Raw genomic sequence first — 16,991 nt, forward strand, 5'->3', positions numbered from 1 at the left:
TTAAAAACCATAACGGGTTCATTATCTTCGTCTGTCAGCGGATTGAATGGCGTTATATTTTCGGTACGAATACCGGTCAGCCACTGAAAAATGCCTGCGAAATTACGGGCATTGATTTTCCTGCTGACGGACTGATGAGACGTGATGTCACTGGCGGTAATAATCAGGGGAACGCTGTAGCCCCCCTGCACATGACCATCATGATGAACAGGATTAGCACTGTCGCTGACCGACAGCCCAAGGCCAGAAAAGTAAAGCATGGCGAAATGACGTGAGTACCGGCGAAGGATACCATCAAGCTGGCCAAGAAAGTTATCCAGTTTACTGATGCTGGCGAGGTAACAGGCAATTTTTCGGGGATACTGCTCCAGGTAATTATTCGGCCAGGAGTTAAGGCTGTCACACGGATTTGGATGAGAACCCATCATGTGCAGGAAAATTATCTTCGGAGAGGATGTATCCGCCAGCGCACGTTCTGTTTCCTGTAACAACAGTTTGTCATCTGTTTTACGGGAAGCGAAGCTGCCTTTCTTGAGGAAAGCGGTATGCTCCGCATCAGAAGCAATAACAGAGATGCGTGTGTCATACTCCCCCAGTTTTCCCTGATTGGATATCCACTATGTGCTGTATCCTGCTTTTGCTGCCAGCGCCACCACGTTGTTGTCGGAATCAGGGGGCTGCTCATAGTCATAAATCAGTGTCCGGCTCAGGGAAGGCACAGTACTGGAGGCTGTCGAGTTATAACCGTCAATAAATAAACCGGGTGCCATATTCAGCCACGGTGTGGTTGATACGGGATAGCCATACGCTGTCATATAATTCCTGCGCACACTCTCACTAGTGACAATAACAATCGTGTCATATAACGGTGCTCCCAGCAGGATTTTCCAGCTGTCAGCCCCGTGCTGACTCAGTTGTTCATAACGCTGCATTTTACGCAATGTGTCAGTTGTCCCCACAATTGTTCCTTTAACCATCCGCAATGGCCAGCTGTTTACAGATCATAATACGAATAGCAGCAGAGCCAGCCAGTTACGGTGGTCGCGATGGCGTGTCTGACAGAAAATCACCATGAATACCAGAATCGCGGCACTGACCAGAAAATGATAAATAGGAATCATCACGGTAAACTCCGTTGCCTCATCAGTTGTGGTCTACAGCAACATCCACCATTAAACCGCCAACACAGACTGTTCCGCGTTAAACGAGTGCGGCGGTACTTTCAGCCCGGAAACCTGGGGAGCGCGCTCGCAGGCATCAGTCTGTTATTTGTTGAAGAGGTTATTTCCTGCTCTTGTGAATGGAGTTACCGAGATAATGATTGGGTCGAAAGACTCGGCACGCCCTTTTTTTATGTAAATTCCATAGGCTTAAGCGATGTAAAACGTTTACATTTGCTGGAGTCTTTTTATTGACAGATAGTTAACATCTTTGTGATAAACATCACATATGCAAATTTTCATAATAACGAAAACAAAATACAGAATAACACTTCCTCCCTCGAAATATTACATTACCCTAACGATAAAACCGGGCGAGTAACAAATATGAAAGTTTATAATTTTGATAAAGTTATTTCACGCGACGGAACCTATAGCGCTAAATATAATAACAAGGGGCGTGACATCATTCCCCTGTCTGTAGCTGATATGGATATTCCTGTAGCTGATTTTATAGTTTCTGAATTATCTGTCGCAAATCAGAAAGGTATCTACGGTTATACATTATTAAGTGATGACTGGCAGCAAGTGGCAGCACAGTGGTATCAACGCCATTACTCGTGGAAGGTCAACCCTGAACACATTGTTTTTTGCCCACGGGTAGTACAGGCCGTCTCATTATTTATCCAGAACTTTACCCAACCGGGAGATGCTATTGTCAGCCTGGCACCAGCCTATCATCCTATTAGTCATGCAGTTGAAGTCAACCATCGAGTATTGCTGGAAAGTGCGTTACTTTATCGTGACCACCACTATGAAATAGACTTTGCGGATCTCGAAGATAAGTTTAAAATGGCTTGTTGTTTCATTCTAATATCGCCGCATAATCCAACAGGAACAATCTGGTCAGAAGACAATCTAAGGAAAATAGCTTCATTAGCAGAAAAATATAATGTTTTTATTATTTCTGATGATGTTCATGCAGACTTCAACTTCACCCAAAAACAACATCAAACAATTTCTTCTATAAGCTCATACGTTGCACAAAACTCGTTTATTTGTACATCTCCAGCAAAAACTTTTAATATGGCCGGACTTGAAATCGCAAATATTGTTATTGCTAACGATAAATATCGTGAACAGTTTAAATTAGCTCTTATTGCAGCAGGTATCCATAATCCTGGTTATTTCTCTGTTCCTGCATTTCTCTGTGCTTACCGCCATGGCGATTCTTGGTTAGCAGCATTAAAAGATTATTTGGTCGAAAACAGGAGCTGGGTTCAATCATTCTGCCAAGCTCATTTTCCAGACTGGTTTGTCGCCTCTGGTGGCGGAACTTACATGTTGTGGATCGACTACCGGGCAATGAACATCAGCGAAGAGCAACTACGCCATTGGTTTGTCTCGCTCGCAGGTGTTGAGATGAGCTGGGGATCAGATTTTGGCGATGAAGGACTTGGTTTTTTCCGTGTGAACATAGCCACGCCGAGAAGCAATCTTACACAAGCATTTGAACGGATTTATCAGAGCATCCCCTTCACTACAGGAGTTTCCCTTCATGAATAATAACAATACTCCAAGATCCCCAACTCTGGTGGAATCATTATTACCAATACTAGCGATGATACTATTGCTGGGATTTGGTTATGCGGCATTCGATCTGCCACCTGAGCCATTAATGGTTCTTTCAACCGTCATTGCTGCACTGTTAGTTAAGCGGTTGGGGTATGGCTACAATGCAATCCTTGAATCAATATCGCAGAAAATCGCTAAAACAATGCCTGCTCTGCTAATTTTGATCAGCGTGGGCCTCCTGATTGGGACATGGATGATAGGCGGTACTATTCCGCTGATGATTTATTACGGCCTTATTCTGATAAATCCTTCCATGATCTATGTGACGGCCCTGCTCGTTACTGCCGTCGTTTCTGTATGCACAGGGACATCCTGGGGATCCGCAGGCACCGTCGGTGTTGCGTTTATGGGTGTGGCTATCGGAATGGAGGCTAATCTGGCAGCAACTGCAGGCGCTATTGTGGCAGGGGCTTACTTCGGGGACAAACTGTCTCCCCTTTCTGGTGATACTAACTTAGCCGCAATGGCAGCCCAGATAGATCTCTATGAACACATCGCTCATTTACTTTATACAACCCTTCCTTCATTGATACTGTCAGCCTTTGTTATGACGCTCTATGGGATGAATGGCGAGCTCGGCGGCTCAACCATTCCCGAAAAAATTCAGCTAATCACTGAAGGATTAAAAGGAATTTATCATTTTAATTTATTGTTATTGCTACCCATTGCCATTGTCCTGTACGGTTCGATTACCAAGAAACCAACCATTCCAATTATGCTTGTTTCGGCACTGGTAGCCATGATCAACGCCAGCGTTATTCAGGGGTTCGCACTACACGACATTGTTAAAAGTGCAGTAGACGGATTTAACGTTTCAATGCTTACCGATAAAGATGTTAATCCGCTATTAGGTAATTTGTTAAACCGCGGTGGCATGAACTCGATGATGAGTACGTTGCTTATTTGTTTCTGCGCCCTTTCATTTGCAGGAACATTAGCCTTGAGCGGCGCTTTAGAAGTCATCGTCCATAATCTGCTCAAATTAGTTCATTCCACAGGAACCATGATTCTTGCGACTATTGCCTGTGGTTTAACAATGATTAGCGTGACCTGTAATGGTCAGATATCAATCCTGATTCCGATTGAAATGCTACGAAGTGCTTATATTGAGCGCGGCCTACATCCAAAAAATCTGGCAAGGACTGTAGAAGACTCTGCCACCATATTTGAACCAATTCTGCCCTGGACTGCCGCGGGTGCCTACATGGCAGGTACACTTGGCGTTGCTACATTAAGCTATCTTCCGTGGGCTATTCTCTGCTGGAGTGGCATTTTCTTTGCGACGCTGTGGGGGTTCACAGGCTTTGGTATCGCTCGACTGTCCAAAGAAAAGCAGCAACAGCTCATGATGGAAACCATAAATGAAAGCAAATAGAATCGGCCTGATTAATATATTTGATAGTAATTAACCACGTCTACACGCCGCCCCCGATTGCGGCGTGATGTCTGTTACTCTCGCTTCATCCGTTTGGAATTGCACAACCACAGGGTGATCACCAGTAGCAGGAACGCCGCAGTACATCCATAGACGCTTTATGATCGACGATGATTAATCACACAACCGTGGTGATCCCGATATAGACAATAGTCACCGAATTTCAGGCCAGCGAACTTAAGACGGGGTTTATCTTTGGAATCGGAGGAGTCTTGAGATTCAGCAAGGAGGCCTTTGAATTCATGTTCCTACTGATCGAACCCAGTGCTGACGAGTCAGTACAGATTTTTATTGACGTTGATTGTCGGTAAGGATAGCCGTTGCAGTTAATCGTTCAGGTAAATGTTTATTCGACAAAGCATTGAACTGCCCGTTGACGGACTTCGGGGGAAAAACGTGTTTTTTTAGTCATCCTGTTTGCCTCTTTCTCAGAGAGTTTAGTCTCCAGGATTTCCGGGGCGGTTCAGATATGCCAATATAGGTGCACCAGTGAAAAGCTCCTGAATTCATATGCAACTCCGTGCAACTGGTTGTTGACCAGAGTTACACCAAGCTATTGATGTCGCCTTTCCACGATGACAAGATGGGGCAAACAACTGCGTGATGCTCGTAAGGACAAAACACCAAAAACCTCTCCAATAACACCGAAACAAACGTGGCAATATTTTGTTGATCACTACACTTTTTCATACTTTCGTATTGTTTTTTGTATTGGGATGAGGCAAATTATGACTCTAATAAATCTCGAAGGGACATTTACCAGTCAGGAACTGACGACCTTTTCTATACTCACTAATTTTTGCAGGATATTATCTAAATATAGATAGTCAGGATATTGATAGTAAACAATTAGGTATATGATCATGAAAAAACGCATTGACTTAGAGAAAATAATTGAGACTTTTTTATATTACACAAAAATAAATACGACATCGGTTGATGGTAGCAAGGAGCTTCCAAGCTGTAAAAATCAATATAAACTGGCAGAATATGTTGTAAATCAATTTTCTGATGTTCCAGAGGTACAAACAAGCATAAAAGAAAATGCTATTGCCACAATTCATTTACCCGCTAATATTCCTGATGCACCTTCTATCGTATTCTTTGCACACCTTGATACAGCTCCGGACCACAGTACAGATACACATGCTTTCCGAGTGAAAAAGTATAACGGAGGTGCTATACCGTTTGCAGGGAGTGTGGAAAAACTATCCCCACAGGATAATCCAGAACTACTCAACTATATCGGTCAGGATATTATTGTAACTGATGGCACCAGCTTGCTGGGGGCTGACGACAAAGCTGCCATTGCAGCAGGTGTTGAAGCTCTCAAATATATGATTAATACACCCTCCTTTTCTCATGGTGATATTCGTCTTGTTCTTTTGCCTGATGAGGAGACCGGTATCAGAGGGGCAAAAGCGCTTGATGTTGGTGAACTGAATTCTGATTTTGGTATCTGTCTCGACTGTTGTGAGATTGGAGAATATGTTGTTGAAAACTGGTATGCAGGTAGTGCACGAATTACAGTTCGTGGTGTTACAGCACATCCAATGAGTGCTAAAGGTAAGCTTGTTAATGCGTTGTGTATAGCAACGGAAATTATCGCCGCATTACCTGAAAAAGAAAGGCCTGAGCATACTGAAAAACGGGAAGGATATTATTGGGTCCATAATCTCCATGGTGATACAGCCAGCGCCACGCTTGATATTGCTATTCGGGACTTTGAGTTAACAGGATATAAACAACGTAAAGCCGTACTCGAGAACATTGTTAAGAGTATTAATCAGCGCTGGAAGAGTGAAAGAATAACATTAGTGTTAACCGATATATATGAAAATGTCAAACCAGCGCTTGATAAAACACCTGCAATCTTAGATAACGTTAGAAAGGCAATGCGTAACCTTGGCATTACACCAAAACCACTGATTATGCGCGGTGGTTATGATGGTAGCGTCATCACCCCAAAAGGGCTGCCTACTATTAATATATTTACAGGGGCGCACAATTTTCACTCAACCAGAGAGTTTTTGCCTGTGGAATCCCTGCGTCTTGCCAGTGAAATGCTGCTGGAAATGGTTGAGCTAAGTGTCCCTGAGGTACAAAAATGAAAAAATGGGTCATTGAATTCATTCTTTACACCGTTTATATGGTATTTGGTGCCGCCTGGGCTACGACAGGGGCCGTAATGCCACAAATTATGAGTGATTTTAATGTTGATGTATCACATGCTGCATTGATGTCAAATGTAATTTTATGGGCTAAAATTGTGGGAGCTGTTTGTACTGCAGTCTTTGTTTCCCGGCTCGGCACCCGAAAATCCTATTTTCTTGGATGTATAATGATTGGGAGCTCCTTGCTCATTCCATTTATTAATAACTTTACTTTGTTATTGATTATTCGTTTTCTTGGTGGGCTGGGGGGGGCTATTTGCCTTGTATCACTGGTGCCCACGGTTGCTCGCTTTTTCGATAACAAAATGGCGTCAACATTAAATAGTATAAATTGCACTTCAAATATTATCGGTACAATTATTGCATTGACATTGGCAGGTTATTTATCACTGCTGTTCAACGGGTGGCGTAATCTGTTAGCTATCTATGGAATAATTACGTTAATATTGGGGGTTGTCTGGATAATATGTTTCACGGATGAAGAGCAACAACAGAATAGCCATATATCTATAAGTTATGAACAGCGAATATCTGTATTAAAGGATGTATTGTTTAATCGTATTGTCTGGGGAATGATTATTCAGTATGCTGGGGCAATGATCATGATGATTTTTATGTTCACATTTCTGCCTCTGTACTATGCAAAATATGCTAATCTTCCCCCTGACTCCTGTGCTCACTTGAGTGGCACAGTCAATCAGGTGGGAATTTTACTTGGTGCATTGATGGGGCCGTACTTTAAAAACCGTGGGTATAATTATAAATCATGGCTATTTATTTCCAGTATCTTTATGGCTATTACAACCTTTGCAATGTTATTTGCCACTAATGATATCGTTATATTGGTTTGTTCGTTTTTGACGGGTTCTATTTTTGCCACCTGGTTTGCATTCATCTTCTCCATTCCAAAAGAAGAACAAAAAAATGCGAATACCCAAACTGTTACTTATTCAATGTCCACCTTCTGGGTTTGTACATTTATTTTGGCAACGATAAACAGTCAGTTAATTGGCTGGTCGGTCGATCTAACAGGCGGATTTACACTTGGATTTACCTATGTTTTTGTTCTGATGGTAATATCTCCCGTTATTGCACTATTTGTATTTCCAGGACGGAAACGTTAATTGCATATAATGCTGGCATACTTATGTACCTGCATCTGATTTATCTAATCAGAGCAGGTAATTAAAGGTATGCGGCTCGCCAGAGCTGTATTCTTGACCACCTCCAGGGGAGGTGGTGATTGTTCTGGTAAGGCTATAGCGGCTTTGTTGAATAAATCAGGTTTGGGGATAAGCATCCCTTCAGCTGGTTGCTACCGTCAGGCAATACGCACGCTTTCTGGCATTCCTACCTTCGTCATTTTGTTCAGCGCACGCACCTAACCCCGCCGTGATCTTACCCACCAATAGTGGACACAGGACTAAGTGAGTAAACTCTCAACCAGAGGTGACTCATGACAAAACCAGTATCAATCAGCAAGAAACCCCGTAAACAACATACGCCTGAATTTCGTAACGAAGCCCTGAAACTCGCTGAACGCATCGGTGTGGCCGCCGCAGCCCGTGAACTCAGCCTGTATGAATCTCAGCTTTATGCCTGGCGCAGTAAACAGCAGCAACAAATGAGTTCGTCAGAGCGCGAAAGCGAACTGGCCGCTGAAAATGTCCGCCTTAAACGACAACTGGCGGAGCAGGCTGAGGAACTGGCCATCCTCCAAAAGGCCGCGACATACTTCGCGAAGCGCCTGAAATGAAGTATGTCTTCATCGAAAATCATCGGGCAGAGTTCAGCATCAAAGCGATGTGTCGTGTACTTCGGGTTGCCCGCAGCGGCTGGTATGTCTGGCTCAGGCGTCGTCACCAGATGAGCCTGCGCCAACAGTTTCGGCTCACCTGCGATGCCGCTGTCCATAAGGCATTCTTTGAGGCAAAGCAGCGATACGGTGATCCCCGCCTTGCTGACGAACTGCCGGAGTTCAATATTAAAACCATTGCCGCCAGCCTGCGTCGTCAGGGGCTGCGGGCGAAAGCCAGCCGGAAGTTCAGCCCGGTCAGCTACCGTGCACATGGTCTGCCCGTATTGGAGAATCTGCTGGAGCAGGACTTCAGCGCCAGTGGCCCGAACCAGAAGTGGGCGGGTGACATCACGTACTTGCGTACCGATGAGGGCTGGTTGTATCTCGCAGTAGTCATCGACCTGTGGTCACGCGCCGTCATTGGCTGGTCGATGTCACCGCGAATGACAGCACAACTGGCCTGTGATGCACTGCAAATGGCGTTGTGGCGGAGAAGACGCCCGGAAAGCGTCATTGTTCATACGGACCGTGGTGGTCAATACTGTTCAGGGGATTATCAGGCGCTGCTGAAGCGACACAACCTGCGTGGCAGTATGAGTGCGAAAGGCTACTGTTATGACAATGCCTGTGTGGAAAGCTTCTTTCATTCGCTGAAGGTGGAATGTATCCACGGGGAACGCTTTAGCAGCCGGGAAATAATGCGGGCAACGGTGTTTAATTATATCGAGTGTGATTACAATCGCTGGCGTCGTCACAGTGCCTGTGGCGGTCTCAGCCCGGAACAATTTGAAAACCATAATCTCGCTTAGGGCCGTGTCCACATTACGTGGGTAGGATCAAGTTGCTCGATTACTTAAAAATAACTTTACCTAATTGGTGTAAAAAAATGGGCGCAACAAAGCGCCCCAACAATAGAGTTTCAAATCAATAAAAGGGTAATAAATAACATGAAGTTAAATTGAGAAGAGGCAATAAAATTGCCTCTTCAAAGGTGGCATGAGGGTGCCACCTATATGCGGGCAGTGACATCACTCCCTTCCCGCATATTCTTACCTACCAAAATTAGAATTGGTAGGTCATACCAACAGCAACGATGTTGTCGGTTGCAACCTCAGATGCTTTGGTAAATTCACTTTCATCAATCAGGTTGATCTTGTAGTCAACGAAAGCGGACATATTTTTGTTGAAGTAATAAGTCGCACCTACGTCGATGTATTCAACTAGATCCTGGTTACCGAACGCACCAATATTTTCACCGCGAGAGTGTAGGTAAGCGATGGACGGACGCAAGCCGAAATCAAACTGGTATTGAGCAACAGCTTCAAAGTTTTTCGCTTTGTTTGCGATATGGTCATCACCGAAGACTGTCATATTCTGAGTTTCAGAATAAGTTGCAGCCAGGTAAATGTTGTTTGCATCATATTTCAGGCCCGTAGCCCATACTTCAGCAGTTTTACCAGAGGCATTCAGAGGGCTGTCTTTAGCATAGGATACCTGCCCATCAGTACGGTCAGATTTTGCATAGGTTGCAGCAACGCCAAATCCCTCATAATCGTAAGTAGCTGACAGACCAAAGCCATCACCATTAGATTCAACTTCGTCACGGCCTTTCCAGTTATTCACTTTTGCAGCACTATCATTTTTACCTTGATACTGCAAAGCAAAGTTCAGACCATCAACCAAGCCGAAGAAATCATTGTTACGATAGGTCGCTACGCCAGTAGCACGCTGGGTCATAAATACATCAGTCTGAGTCCAGGTATCTCCACCAAACTCCGGCAGCACGTCAGTCCAAGCGCCAACATCATAAGCTACACCGTAGTTGCGACCATAGTCGAGCGAACCATAATCGCCAAAGCGAAGCCCTGCAAACGCAAGACGAGTTTTATCTTTATCAGAACCTTCAGTTTCAGTACGGTTACCTTTAAATTCGTACTCCCACTGACCAAAACCGGTTAACTGGTCATTAATCTGAGTTTCACCTTTGAAACCCATACGAGCATAAGTTTTATCCCCGTCATCACTAGCTGAAGAAGAGAAGTAATGCTCTGCATTAACTTTGCCGTACAGATCCAGTTTGTTACCGTCTTTGTTATAGATTTCTGCCGCTTGTGCAGACATTGCCATCAGAACAGATGCCGCAACCACAGAAAGTGCCACTGTAATTTTTTTCATTTTTTTGCCCTTTAGATTGAACTTTTCAACAGAAAAGAAGTCACTGCGGACAAATATTTATCTTTTTTGGATTCACGTTTCAAGTTTTGCAAATAAAAACCGAGATATTTTCGTGATCATAATCAAAAAAAAAATATTATAACCAGATTAACTATTAGGAGCATATTAATACACCGGATAAAAATGACTCCAAGGGTGACTACTCCCCGCCCAATCGGGCAAGGCCTTCCCACTTTTCAGGCTGCAACCGTCTGTACGACGGGTTTACGCAGCTCCTCCATAGACAGAGACGACGGGGCCCGCCGCCTTTAATTCCTGTATGTCTTTAAGTTTTATGTTGATTGCCGCATTTATATCCCGGTCATGTTCAACACCGCATTCAGGGCATCGCCAGATCCGTTTTTGAAGCGACATTTTGTAACCACAACAATAGCAGCTTTTCGAACAGACAAACTACTGGTCGATTTTTACCAGATGAACGCCTTTTTCGGCTGCCTTGTACTCCAGTTTGTTGATAAAGCCGTGCCAATCAGCATCACCTAACGCTCTTGCCAGATTGTGTTTGTTATTCATCATGCTGGCTAATTTGCGTCGCAGATTACAGTTGACGTTAATGAGATGACGAGGATTATTGACCTCATTACCATCCGATTTGATGGCATAATCTGTTAATCCCATTTCCACACCAGTAATCTTTTTTTTATTCAGGTACGTGGGTTTCTCTGTGTGGGAATACCGTTATCACAAAGGATTGTTAGTGCCGATCGATAAGAAGTACGGAAACGTTAGACTCACCTCTGTTGCTCCATCATGATAATGGGGCTGTTGGCCCTCGAATCTATCTGTCTATTAGACATCGGCATAAAAACACCATACGCTAAAAACAAAAGACAACAGAAAAATACACATGTATAAAAAATGTAGATTATTCTGTCACTTCAATACTTCCTTTCGTCTAAGATTGCCCGAGACAATTCCCCGCGCAGCACCGTCATTTTTATGTAATACAATGAATTTTATATAAATAACAGGAATGCACCCTACTAATTCCTGTAAAGATCATGACTCCATACAACATTATTTTTAATTTTCTCCAGTTCAAAAAATCTACATGCATCACAAATTACTTTACACATGATAAAGTATAGTTGCCATATGATAAGTCAGTTATCATTCTGTGTAGACAAGGAGAACTGTTATGACGGATTCAATTCCATCAGGTTACAAGCCGCTGACATGTGACACGCTGCCTGGTTATCTCTCGTCCAGACTGACCCCTTCATGCGAACCGGGAGGGTTACCAGAAGAGTGGAAAGTTTCAGAAGTGGGGGACGGAAACCTGAACATGGTGTTTATCGTTAAGGGGACACATAAAACCATCATTGTAAAACAAGCTCTGCCCTGGCTTCGTGCAGGGGGCGAAGGATGGCCTTTATCTCTGAGCCGTGCGGGCTTTGAGTACAACGTCTTATGTCAGGAAGCCAAGTACGCGGGTCACACACTGATTCCCCAGGTCTATTTTTATGACCCGGAAATGGCACTGTTTGCCATGGAGTATTTGACGCCTCACGTAATTCTGCGTAAGGGACTGATTAACGGTAAAAAATTCCCTAAGCTAGCTGAAGATATCGGCAGATTTTTAGCACAGACTCTCTTTAATACGTCTGACATTGGCATGTCAGCAGAACAGAAAAAAGCGCTTACTGCTGAGTTCGCGTTAAATCATGAGCTGTGCAAAATTACGGAAGATCTGATCTTCACAGAGCCCTATTACAACGCGGAACGGAATAACTGGACTTCTCCTGAGCTGGACGATGCCGTCCATAAGGCCTGGGCTGATGTAGAGATGCTCCAGGTTGCCATGCGTTATAAGTACAAATTTATGACAGAAGCGCAGGCATTGTTACATGGTGACCTTCATTCAGGCTCAATCATGGTGACCGACACGGATACCAAAGTGATTGATCCGGAGTTCGGTTTCATGGGACCAATGGCGTTTGATATCGGCAACTATATTGGCAACCTCCTGCTGGCGTTCTTCTCACGCCCTGGGTGGGATGCAAATGAGCAACGTCGCGCTGACTATCAGGAATGGCTACTTCAGCAGATTGTCCACACCTGGTCAGTTTTCACCCGGGAGTTCCGCCAGCTCTGGGACAACAAAACACAGGGTGACGCGTGGCCGACAGAAATGTATCAACAGAACAGGGCCGCTCTTGAGGACGCACAGGATCAGTTTTTTGCCACGCTGCTTGAAGATTCCCTGGTGAATGCCGGCATGGAAATGAATCGCCGGATCATTGGTTTTGCTGGCGTTGCCGAGCTGAAACAGATTGAAAATACAGAGCTTCGCGCAGAATGTGAACGACGTGCATTGACCATGGCGCGCGATCTTATTGTCAATGCCCGCCAGTTTAAAAATATGGACTCCGTCATCCAGTCTGCGAAGGTTAAGTAAGAGGTCATTATGAATATTAAAGGTAAACACTACCGAACGGTCTGGGTTTCCGGGGATGGAAAAGCGGTAGAGATCATCGATCAGACTAAGCTGCCTTTTAAGTTTGAAGTGGTGGCGCTTACCTCTGCGGAAATGGCCGCTGCGGCTATTCAGGAGATGTGGGTTCGTGGCGCCCCGCTTATTGGTGTCGTTGCGGCATATGGTATCGCACTGGGAATGAACCACAATGCCAGTGACGTAGGTCTGCAGCGTTACTATGACCTTCTTATCAAAACCCGACCAACTGCAATTAACCTCAAATGGGCTCTCGACAGGATGATAGCCACACTGAAGGATCTCTGTGTATCAGAGCGCAAGGATGTGGCCTGGGCGCTGGCGGCAGAAATTGCCGAGGAAGATGTCGCGTTGTGTGAACAAATTGGATTACATGGTGCAGAAGTCATCCGCGAAATAGCCCAGAAAAAATCGGCCGGGAGTGTGGTCAATATCCTGACACATTGTAACGCAGGCTGGCTGGCGACTGTAGACTGGGGAACCGCGCTTTCTCCCATCTATAAAGCGCATGAAAACGGAATCCCTGTTCACGTCTGGGTGGATGAAACGCGGCCACGTAATCAGGGTGGACTCACGGCATTTGAACTGGGTTCACACGGTATTCCTCACACCCTGATTGCCGACAATGCGGGTGGCCACCTGATGCAACACGGTGACGTTGATCTCTGTATAGTGGGGACCGATCGAACCACGGCCAGAGGGGATGTCTGTAATAAAATTGGTACCTATCTTAAGGCGCTGGCGGCCCATGATAACCATGTTCCCTTCTACGTCGCGTTACCTTCTCCCACTATTGACTGGACTATCGAGGACGGAAAAACCATTCCGATTGAGCAACGTGACGGAAAAGAGCAGTCCCATGTCTATGGGATAAATACTCAGGGAGAATTGAGCTGGGTCAATACCGCCCCTGAAGGAACCCGTTGTGGGAACTACGCTTTCGACGTCACGCCTGCCCGATACATTACCGGCCTCATTACTGAACGGGGAGTCTGTGCTGCCAGTAAGTCAGCTCTGGCGGATATGTTTGCTGACCTGAAGAGTAAAGCACTCCAGGACGAGCTGCATTAAAACGACGATCACTTCTGTTAAGGAGCAGTAATGGAAAGGATTAAGTTAGCAGAAAATATCATTTCCATTTGTCGGGAAATGAATGCGTCAGGTCTGAATCAAGGAACATCAGGTAATGTGAGTGCCAGATATACCGGTGGCATGTTGATTACACCGAGTGGGATCGCTTATTCAAAGATGACGCCGGACATGATTGTCTTTGTAGACGATAAGGGAATACCTGAAGCGGGTAAAATACCATCAAGTGAATGGCTATTTCATCTGGCGTGTTATAAAGCCAGACCAGAATTGAATGCTGTCATACATACGCATGCGGTGAATTCCACGGCGGTGGCAATACATAATCATTCAATTCCGGCTATTCATTATATGGTGGCGGTATCGGGGACGGATCATATTCCCTGTATTCCCTATTATACCTTTGGCAGCCCTGAACTGGCCGACAGTGTATCTCAAGGAATCAGAGAAAGTAAGTCCTTACTGATGCAGCACCACGGTATGCTGGCCATGGACGTCACGCTGGAAAAGACGTTGTGGCTGGCGGGTGAAACTGAGACGCTGGCTGATTTATACATCAAATGTGGCGGATTACATCACGATGTTCCCGTTCTGTCTGAAGCCGAAATGACCATCGTTCTTGAAAAATTCAAAACGTATGGTTTGAAAGCGTAATTACAGCTTTATTTTAATTAATAACATATAACAGCCATTCGAGGAATGGCTGTTATGCCCTCTGTCCACAACGATTGATTGTAACTACCACAAGGAGTTATTTATGTTTATCGTGGAATCGTATGCTGTCGCCATAATAATGTGTTTTATTACCATGATTTGCTGGGGTTCATGGGCGAATACAACTAAACTTGTCAGTAATAAAAAATGGGAGTTCCCTCTATTCTATTGGGATTATTCAATTGGATTATTGCTGTGTTCTTTGTTATTTGCCTTCACTCTGGGTTCTATGGGCGAAGCCGGTCGCAGCTTTATACCTGATATTCAGCAGGCGAGCAGCAGTAGTCTGATGTCGGCAATACTGGCAGGGATTATCTTCAATATTTCCAATATTCTTCTGGTGGCTTCTATTAATCTTGCCGGTATGGCGGTAGCTTTTCCTGTGGGGGTGGGGCTGGCACTGGCTCTGGGTGTGATCACCACCTATATCGGCAATCCGCAGGGCGATCCGCTCATTCTGTTCCTCGGTGTCGCCTGCGTTGTGATCGCCATTATTTTTACCGCGATAGCCTATGGCCGTGTCACGCAGGAGGCGGATAAATCTCGCCGTAACAAAGGCCTCATCACTGCCATTCTTGCGGGTATCATCATGGGATGGTTTTTCCGCTTCCTGGCGGACTCCATGTCTGACAATTTCAGCCAGCCTGCCAGCGGTCTGATGACGCCGTACTCAGCACTTGTTCTGTTTGCAGTGGGGCTGTTTTTGTCGAACTTTGTCCTTAACACGCTGGTCATGAAAAAGCCTATTTCAGGAGAACCGGTCAACAGGAAAATGTATTTTTCCGGGAGTTTACGGGATCATGTTTGCGGCTGGCTGGGCGGTATGATTTGGTGTGTCGGTCTGGCATTCAGTTTGATTGCGTCTGGTCAGGCGGGTTATGCCATTTCCTACGGTCTGGGACAGGGTGCCACAATGATTGCCGTGATCTGGGGAGTCTTCATCTGGAGAGAATTTGCCAGTGCGCCAGCCGGAACCAATAAACTGCTGCTGACTATGTTTATTTCATACATTGTGGGTATTGTTCTTATTATCGCCGCTAATCAATAAAATCCTGCCCCATATCCACATGGGGCAGTTGTTCATTCTTTTAGTGTGGTAATTCACACGCCAGCAAAAACTCTGCCGTTCCTTCATCAACAATCAGGTCAGTGACATATCCTCCCAGCAAGGCACCCAACGTTGCGTCATAGCCTCTTTCGCCACCAGCAAGAAAGATCTTCCGTTCAATCTGCCTTAACTGAGCCAGACTGATTCCCAGAATACGCTGGTCAACATCAGCCACGACGGGCATCCCTTCCTTGTCATAGAAGCGGCCACAAATGACACCTACTGCGCCTAAATCTCGATACGTCTGCATTTCCTTCTTATTCAGCACGCCCACCCGAATCAGGGGATTTTCATCAAGCGTGTTACCCACGACAAAAAAGGCTTTCGTACAGCGAGTCAGAACGTCAAAATTCGATCGAATAATAGGCTCTGCCTGTAACTCCATGGCCAGTCTGGCGCTTGATACCACGGCGGGCACGTGCAGCGAAGCGACACGGCCTGAAAGCTTGTAGGCGATTTGCGATGAGGATTCAATGATCGTCAGGTCTGGCTGAGATGGCATGGAACCGAGCATCTGTATAACGGTGACATTTTTACATGACTTCGGCGTCATGGTTTTGCTCATCTGATGGATTGTTCTTCCCCAGGCAACCCCCAGCACATCACCATTCTCAATCACCTGATTCAGATACATGCCACCGGCACGTGAAAGGCGAGTCCGCATCAGCTTTGTATCATCACGTTTTCCGGCATGTTCGCCATCCGGCACGATGATCACTCTCAGGAGATTGAATTTATCGCGAATTTGCAAAGCAGCGTCGATAGAGCCAAAGACATTCACATCCAGGTTGATATGAACCAGTCCATTTTCCCGGGCTGTTTGCAGGTATTTGACAACCGTGACGCGGGACACCCCCATGATAGCTGCAACTTCAGTCTGGCTTTTGCCTTCCTGATAGTACAGCCATGTTGCATGAAGTACGGGATCATCATTGAACAGGCTGCTGTTTGTTTGATCTCTATCCACTTTTGTATACCTGTATTAAACCGGGGAAATGCTCATCTTAACCCTGTTTACCCGGAGAGTTGATGCAGATTGCCAGTGGCATGATTTTATACAGATATTTTATTCTTTTACATGAAATAAACCAGCATACCATTTGAGCGATCTCCCGCTGTTCCCCCATACTGTAAAGCCGGAGACATGCTCCGGCTTTACAGTATTACTGAGAGTACACTCAACAAGCATAA

11 protein-coding genes and 4 pseudogenes are annotated in these 16,991 nt (G+C 45.2%); 9 read left to right on the forward strand and 6 right to left on the reverse strand.

Going from position 1 to position 16,991, the window contains the following annotated elements:
- Together ACJHW7_RS22295 and ACJHW7_RS22300 are read right to left on the reverse strand one after the other, a co-directional pair.
- A pseudogene (locus ACJHW7_RS22295) lies at positions 1–1,154 on the reverse strand (phosphoethanolamine transferase); the annotation flags it as partial.
- A 10-nt stretch (positions 1,155–1,164) separates the two neighbouring features.
- Positions 1,165–1,316 (reverse strand): annotated as a pseudogene (locus ACJHW7_RS22300) (hypothetical protein); the annotation flags it as partial.
- A gap of 231 nt (positions 1,317–1,547) precedes the next feature.
- Between ACJHW7_RS22300 and ACJHW7_RS22305 the strand changes: the two are divergent.
- Complete coding sequence (locus ACJHW7_RS22305; RefSeq protein WP_040235341.1) at positions 1,548–2,726, forward strand: MalY/PatB family protein; 1,179 nt, start codon at positions 1,548–1,550, stop codon at positions 2,724–2,726.
- On the forward strand, positions 2,719–4,170 hold the full coding sequence (gene nhaC, locus ACJHW7_RS22310; protein ID WP_040235226.1) for a Na+/H+ antiporter NhaC: 1,452 nt from the start codon (positions 2,719–2,721) through the stop codon (positions 4,168–4,170). Before ACJHW7_RS22305 ends, nhaC begins: the two co-directional genes overlap by 8 nt.
- Before the next feature lie 74 nt (positions 4,171–4,244).
- On the opposite strand, the pseudogene ACJHW7_RS22315 reads toward nhaC, so the two are convergent.
- Positions 4,245–4,378 (reverse strand): annotated as a pseudogene (locus ACJHW7_RS22315) (phosphate-starvation-inducible protein PsiE); the annotation flags it as partial.
- Positions 4,379–5,093: 715 nt separating this feature from the next.
- On the opposite strand from ACJHW7_RS22315, the gene pepT reads away from it, so the two are divergent.
- The 3 genes from pepT to ACJHW7_RS22330 all read left to right on the forward strand — a co-directional run bounded on the left by pepT (position 5,094) and on the right by ACJHW7_RS22330 (position 9,011).
- Positions 5,094–6,341, forward strand: a complete 1,248-nt coding sequence (gene pepT, locus ACJHW7_RS22320) for a peptidase T (protein ID WP_040235340.1) — start codon at positions 5,094–5,096, stop codon at positions 6,339–6,341.
- Positions 6,338–7,528, forward strand: coding sequence for an MFS transporter (locus ACJHW7_RS22325; RefSeq protein ID WP_040235225.1), 1,191 nt, complete (start codon positions 6,338–6,340; stop codon positions 7,526–7,528). Before pepT ends, ACJHW7_RS22325 begins: the two co-directional genes overlap by 4 nt.
- 332 nt (positions 7,529–7,860) lie before the next feature.
- Positions 7,861–9,011, forward strand: a protein-coding gene (locus ACJHW7_RS22330; RefSeq protein ID WP_104213609.1) for an IS3-like element ISEc16 family transposase whose coding sequence is annotated in 2 segments (ribosomal slippage) — positions 7,861–8,122 and positions 8,122–9,011 — 1,152 coding nt in all. Because the reading frame shifts where the segments join, the coding sequence is not laid out codon by codon here.
- Between the two features lie 253 nt (positions 9,012–9,264).
- Here ACJHW7_RS22330 and ompC read toward each other — a convergent pair.
- Together ompC and ACJHW7_RS22340 are read right to left on the reverse strand one after the other, a co-directional pair.
- Complete coding sequence (ompC, locus tag ACJHW7_RS22335; protein ID WP_040235221.1) at positions 9,265–10,377, reverse strand: porin OmpC; 1,113 nt, start codon at positions 10,375–10,377, stop codon at positions 9,265–9,267.
- Positions 10,378–10,613: 236 nt separating this feature from the next.
- A pseudogene (locus ACJHW7_RS22340) lies at positions 10,614–11,132 on the reverse strand (RNA-guided endonuclease InsQ/TnpB family protein); the annotation flags it as partial.
- A gap of 443 nt (positions 11,133–11,575) precedes the next feature.
- Between ACJHW7_RS22340 and mtnK the strand changes: the two are divergent.
- The 4 genes from mtnK (at position 11,576) to ACJHW7_RS22360 (ending at position 15,740) form a co-directional block, all read left to right on the forward strand.
- The gene (gene mtnK, locus ACJHW7_RS22345; protein ID WP_040235219.1) at positions 11,576–12,835 is read left to right on the forward strand and encodes an S-methyl-5-thioribose kinase; all 1,260 of its coding nucleotides are present in this window, start codon (positions 11,576–11,578) and stop codon (positions 12,833–12,835) included.
- Positions 12,836–12,844: 9 nt separating this feature from the next.
- On the forward strand, positions 12,845–13,960 hold the full coding sequence (gene mtnA / locus ACJHW7_RS22350) for an S-methyl-5-thioribose-1-phosphate isomerase (RefSeq protein WP_040235217.1): 1,116 nt from the start codon (positions 12,845–12,847) through the stop codon (positions 13,958–13,960).
- Positions 13,961–13,990: 30 nt separating this feature from the next.
- Positions 13,991–14,632: an L-fuculose-phosphate aldolase gene (locus tag ACJHW7_RS22355; RefSeq protein ID WP_040235215.1), complete on the forward strand. Its 642-nt coding sequence runs from the start codon at positions 13,991–13,993 to the stop codon at positions 14,630–14,632.
- Positions 14,633–14,735: 103 nt separating this feature from the next.
- Positions 14,736–15,740 carry a GRP family sugar transporter gene (locus ACJHW7_RS22360; RefSeq protein ID WP_040235213.1) on the forward strand — a complete coding sequence of 335 codons (1,005 nt, stop codon included), beginning with the start codon at positions 14,736–14,738 and terminating at the stop codon, positions 15,738–15,740.
- A 40-nt stretch (positions 15,741–15,780) separates the two neighbouring features.
- Here ACJHW7_RS22360 and ACJHW7_RS22365 read toward each other — a convergent pair whose 3' ends face one another.
- Positions 15,781–16,767 carry a sugar-binding transcriptional regulator gene (locus tag ACJHW7_RS22365; protein WP_040235211.1) on the reverse strand — a complete coding sequence of 329 codons (987 nt, stop codon included), beginning with the start codon at positions 16,765–16,767 and terminating at the stop codon, positions 15,781–15,783.
- Between the last annotated feature and the right edge of the window lie 224 nt (positions 16,768–16,991).

The sequence above is a fragment of the Escherichia sp. WS1152 genome, from assembly GCF_046487665.1.
GTDB classification, from domain to species: Bacteria; Pseudomonadota; Gammaproteobacteria; order Enterobacterales; family Enterobacteriaceae; genus Escherichia; species Escherichia coli.

Coding starts and splice junctions, on each gene's coding strand:
- mtnK (WP_040235219.1), top strand. CDS start 11,576: ATGACGGATTCAATTCCATCAGGTTACAAGCCGCTGACATGTGACACG.
- ACJHW7_RS22360 (WP_040235213.1), top strand. CDS start 14,736: ATGTTTATCGTGGAATCGTATGCTGTCGCCATAATAATGTGTTTTATT.
- ACJHW7_RS22355 (WP_040235215.1), top strand. CDS start 13,991: ATGGAAAGGATTAAGTTAGCAGAAAATATCATTTCCATTTGTCGGGAA.
- nhaC (WP_040235226.1), top strand. CDS start 2,719: ATGAATAATAACAATACTCCAAGATCCCCAACTCTGGTGGAATCATTA.
- ACJHW7_RS22325 (WP_040235225.1), top strand. CDS start 6,338: ATGAAAAAATGGGTCATTGAATTCATTCTTTACACCGTTTATATGGTA.
- pepT (WP_040235340.1), top strand. CDS start 5,094: ATGAAAAAACGCATTGACTTAGAGAAAATAATTGAGACTTTTTTATAT.
- ACJHW7_RS22305 (WP_040235341.1), top strand. CDS start 1,548: ATGAAAGTTTATAATTTTGATAAAGTTATTTCACGCGACGGAACCTAT.
- mtnA (WP_040235217.1), top strand. CDS start 12,845: ATGAATATTAAAGGTAAACACTACCGAACGGTCTGGGTTTCCGGGGAT.
- ompC (WP_040235221.1), bottom strand. CDS start 10,377: ATGAAAAAAATTACAGTGGCACTTTCTGTGGTTGCGGCATCTGTTCTG.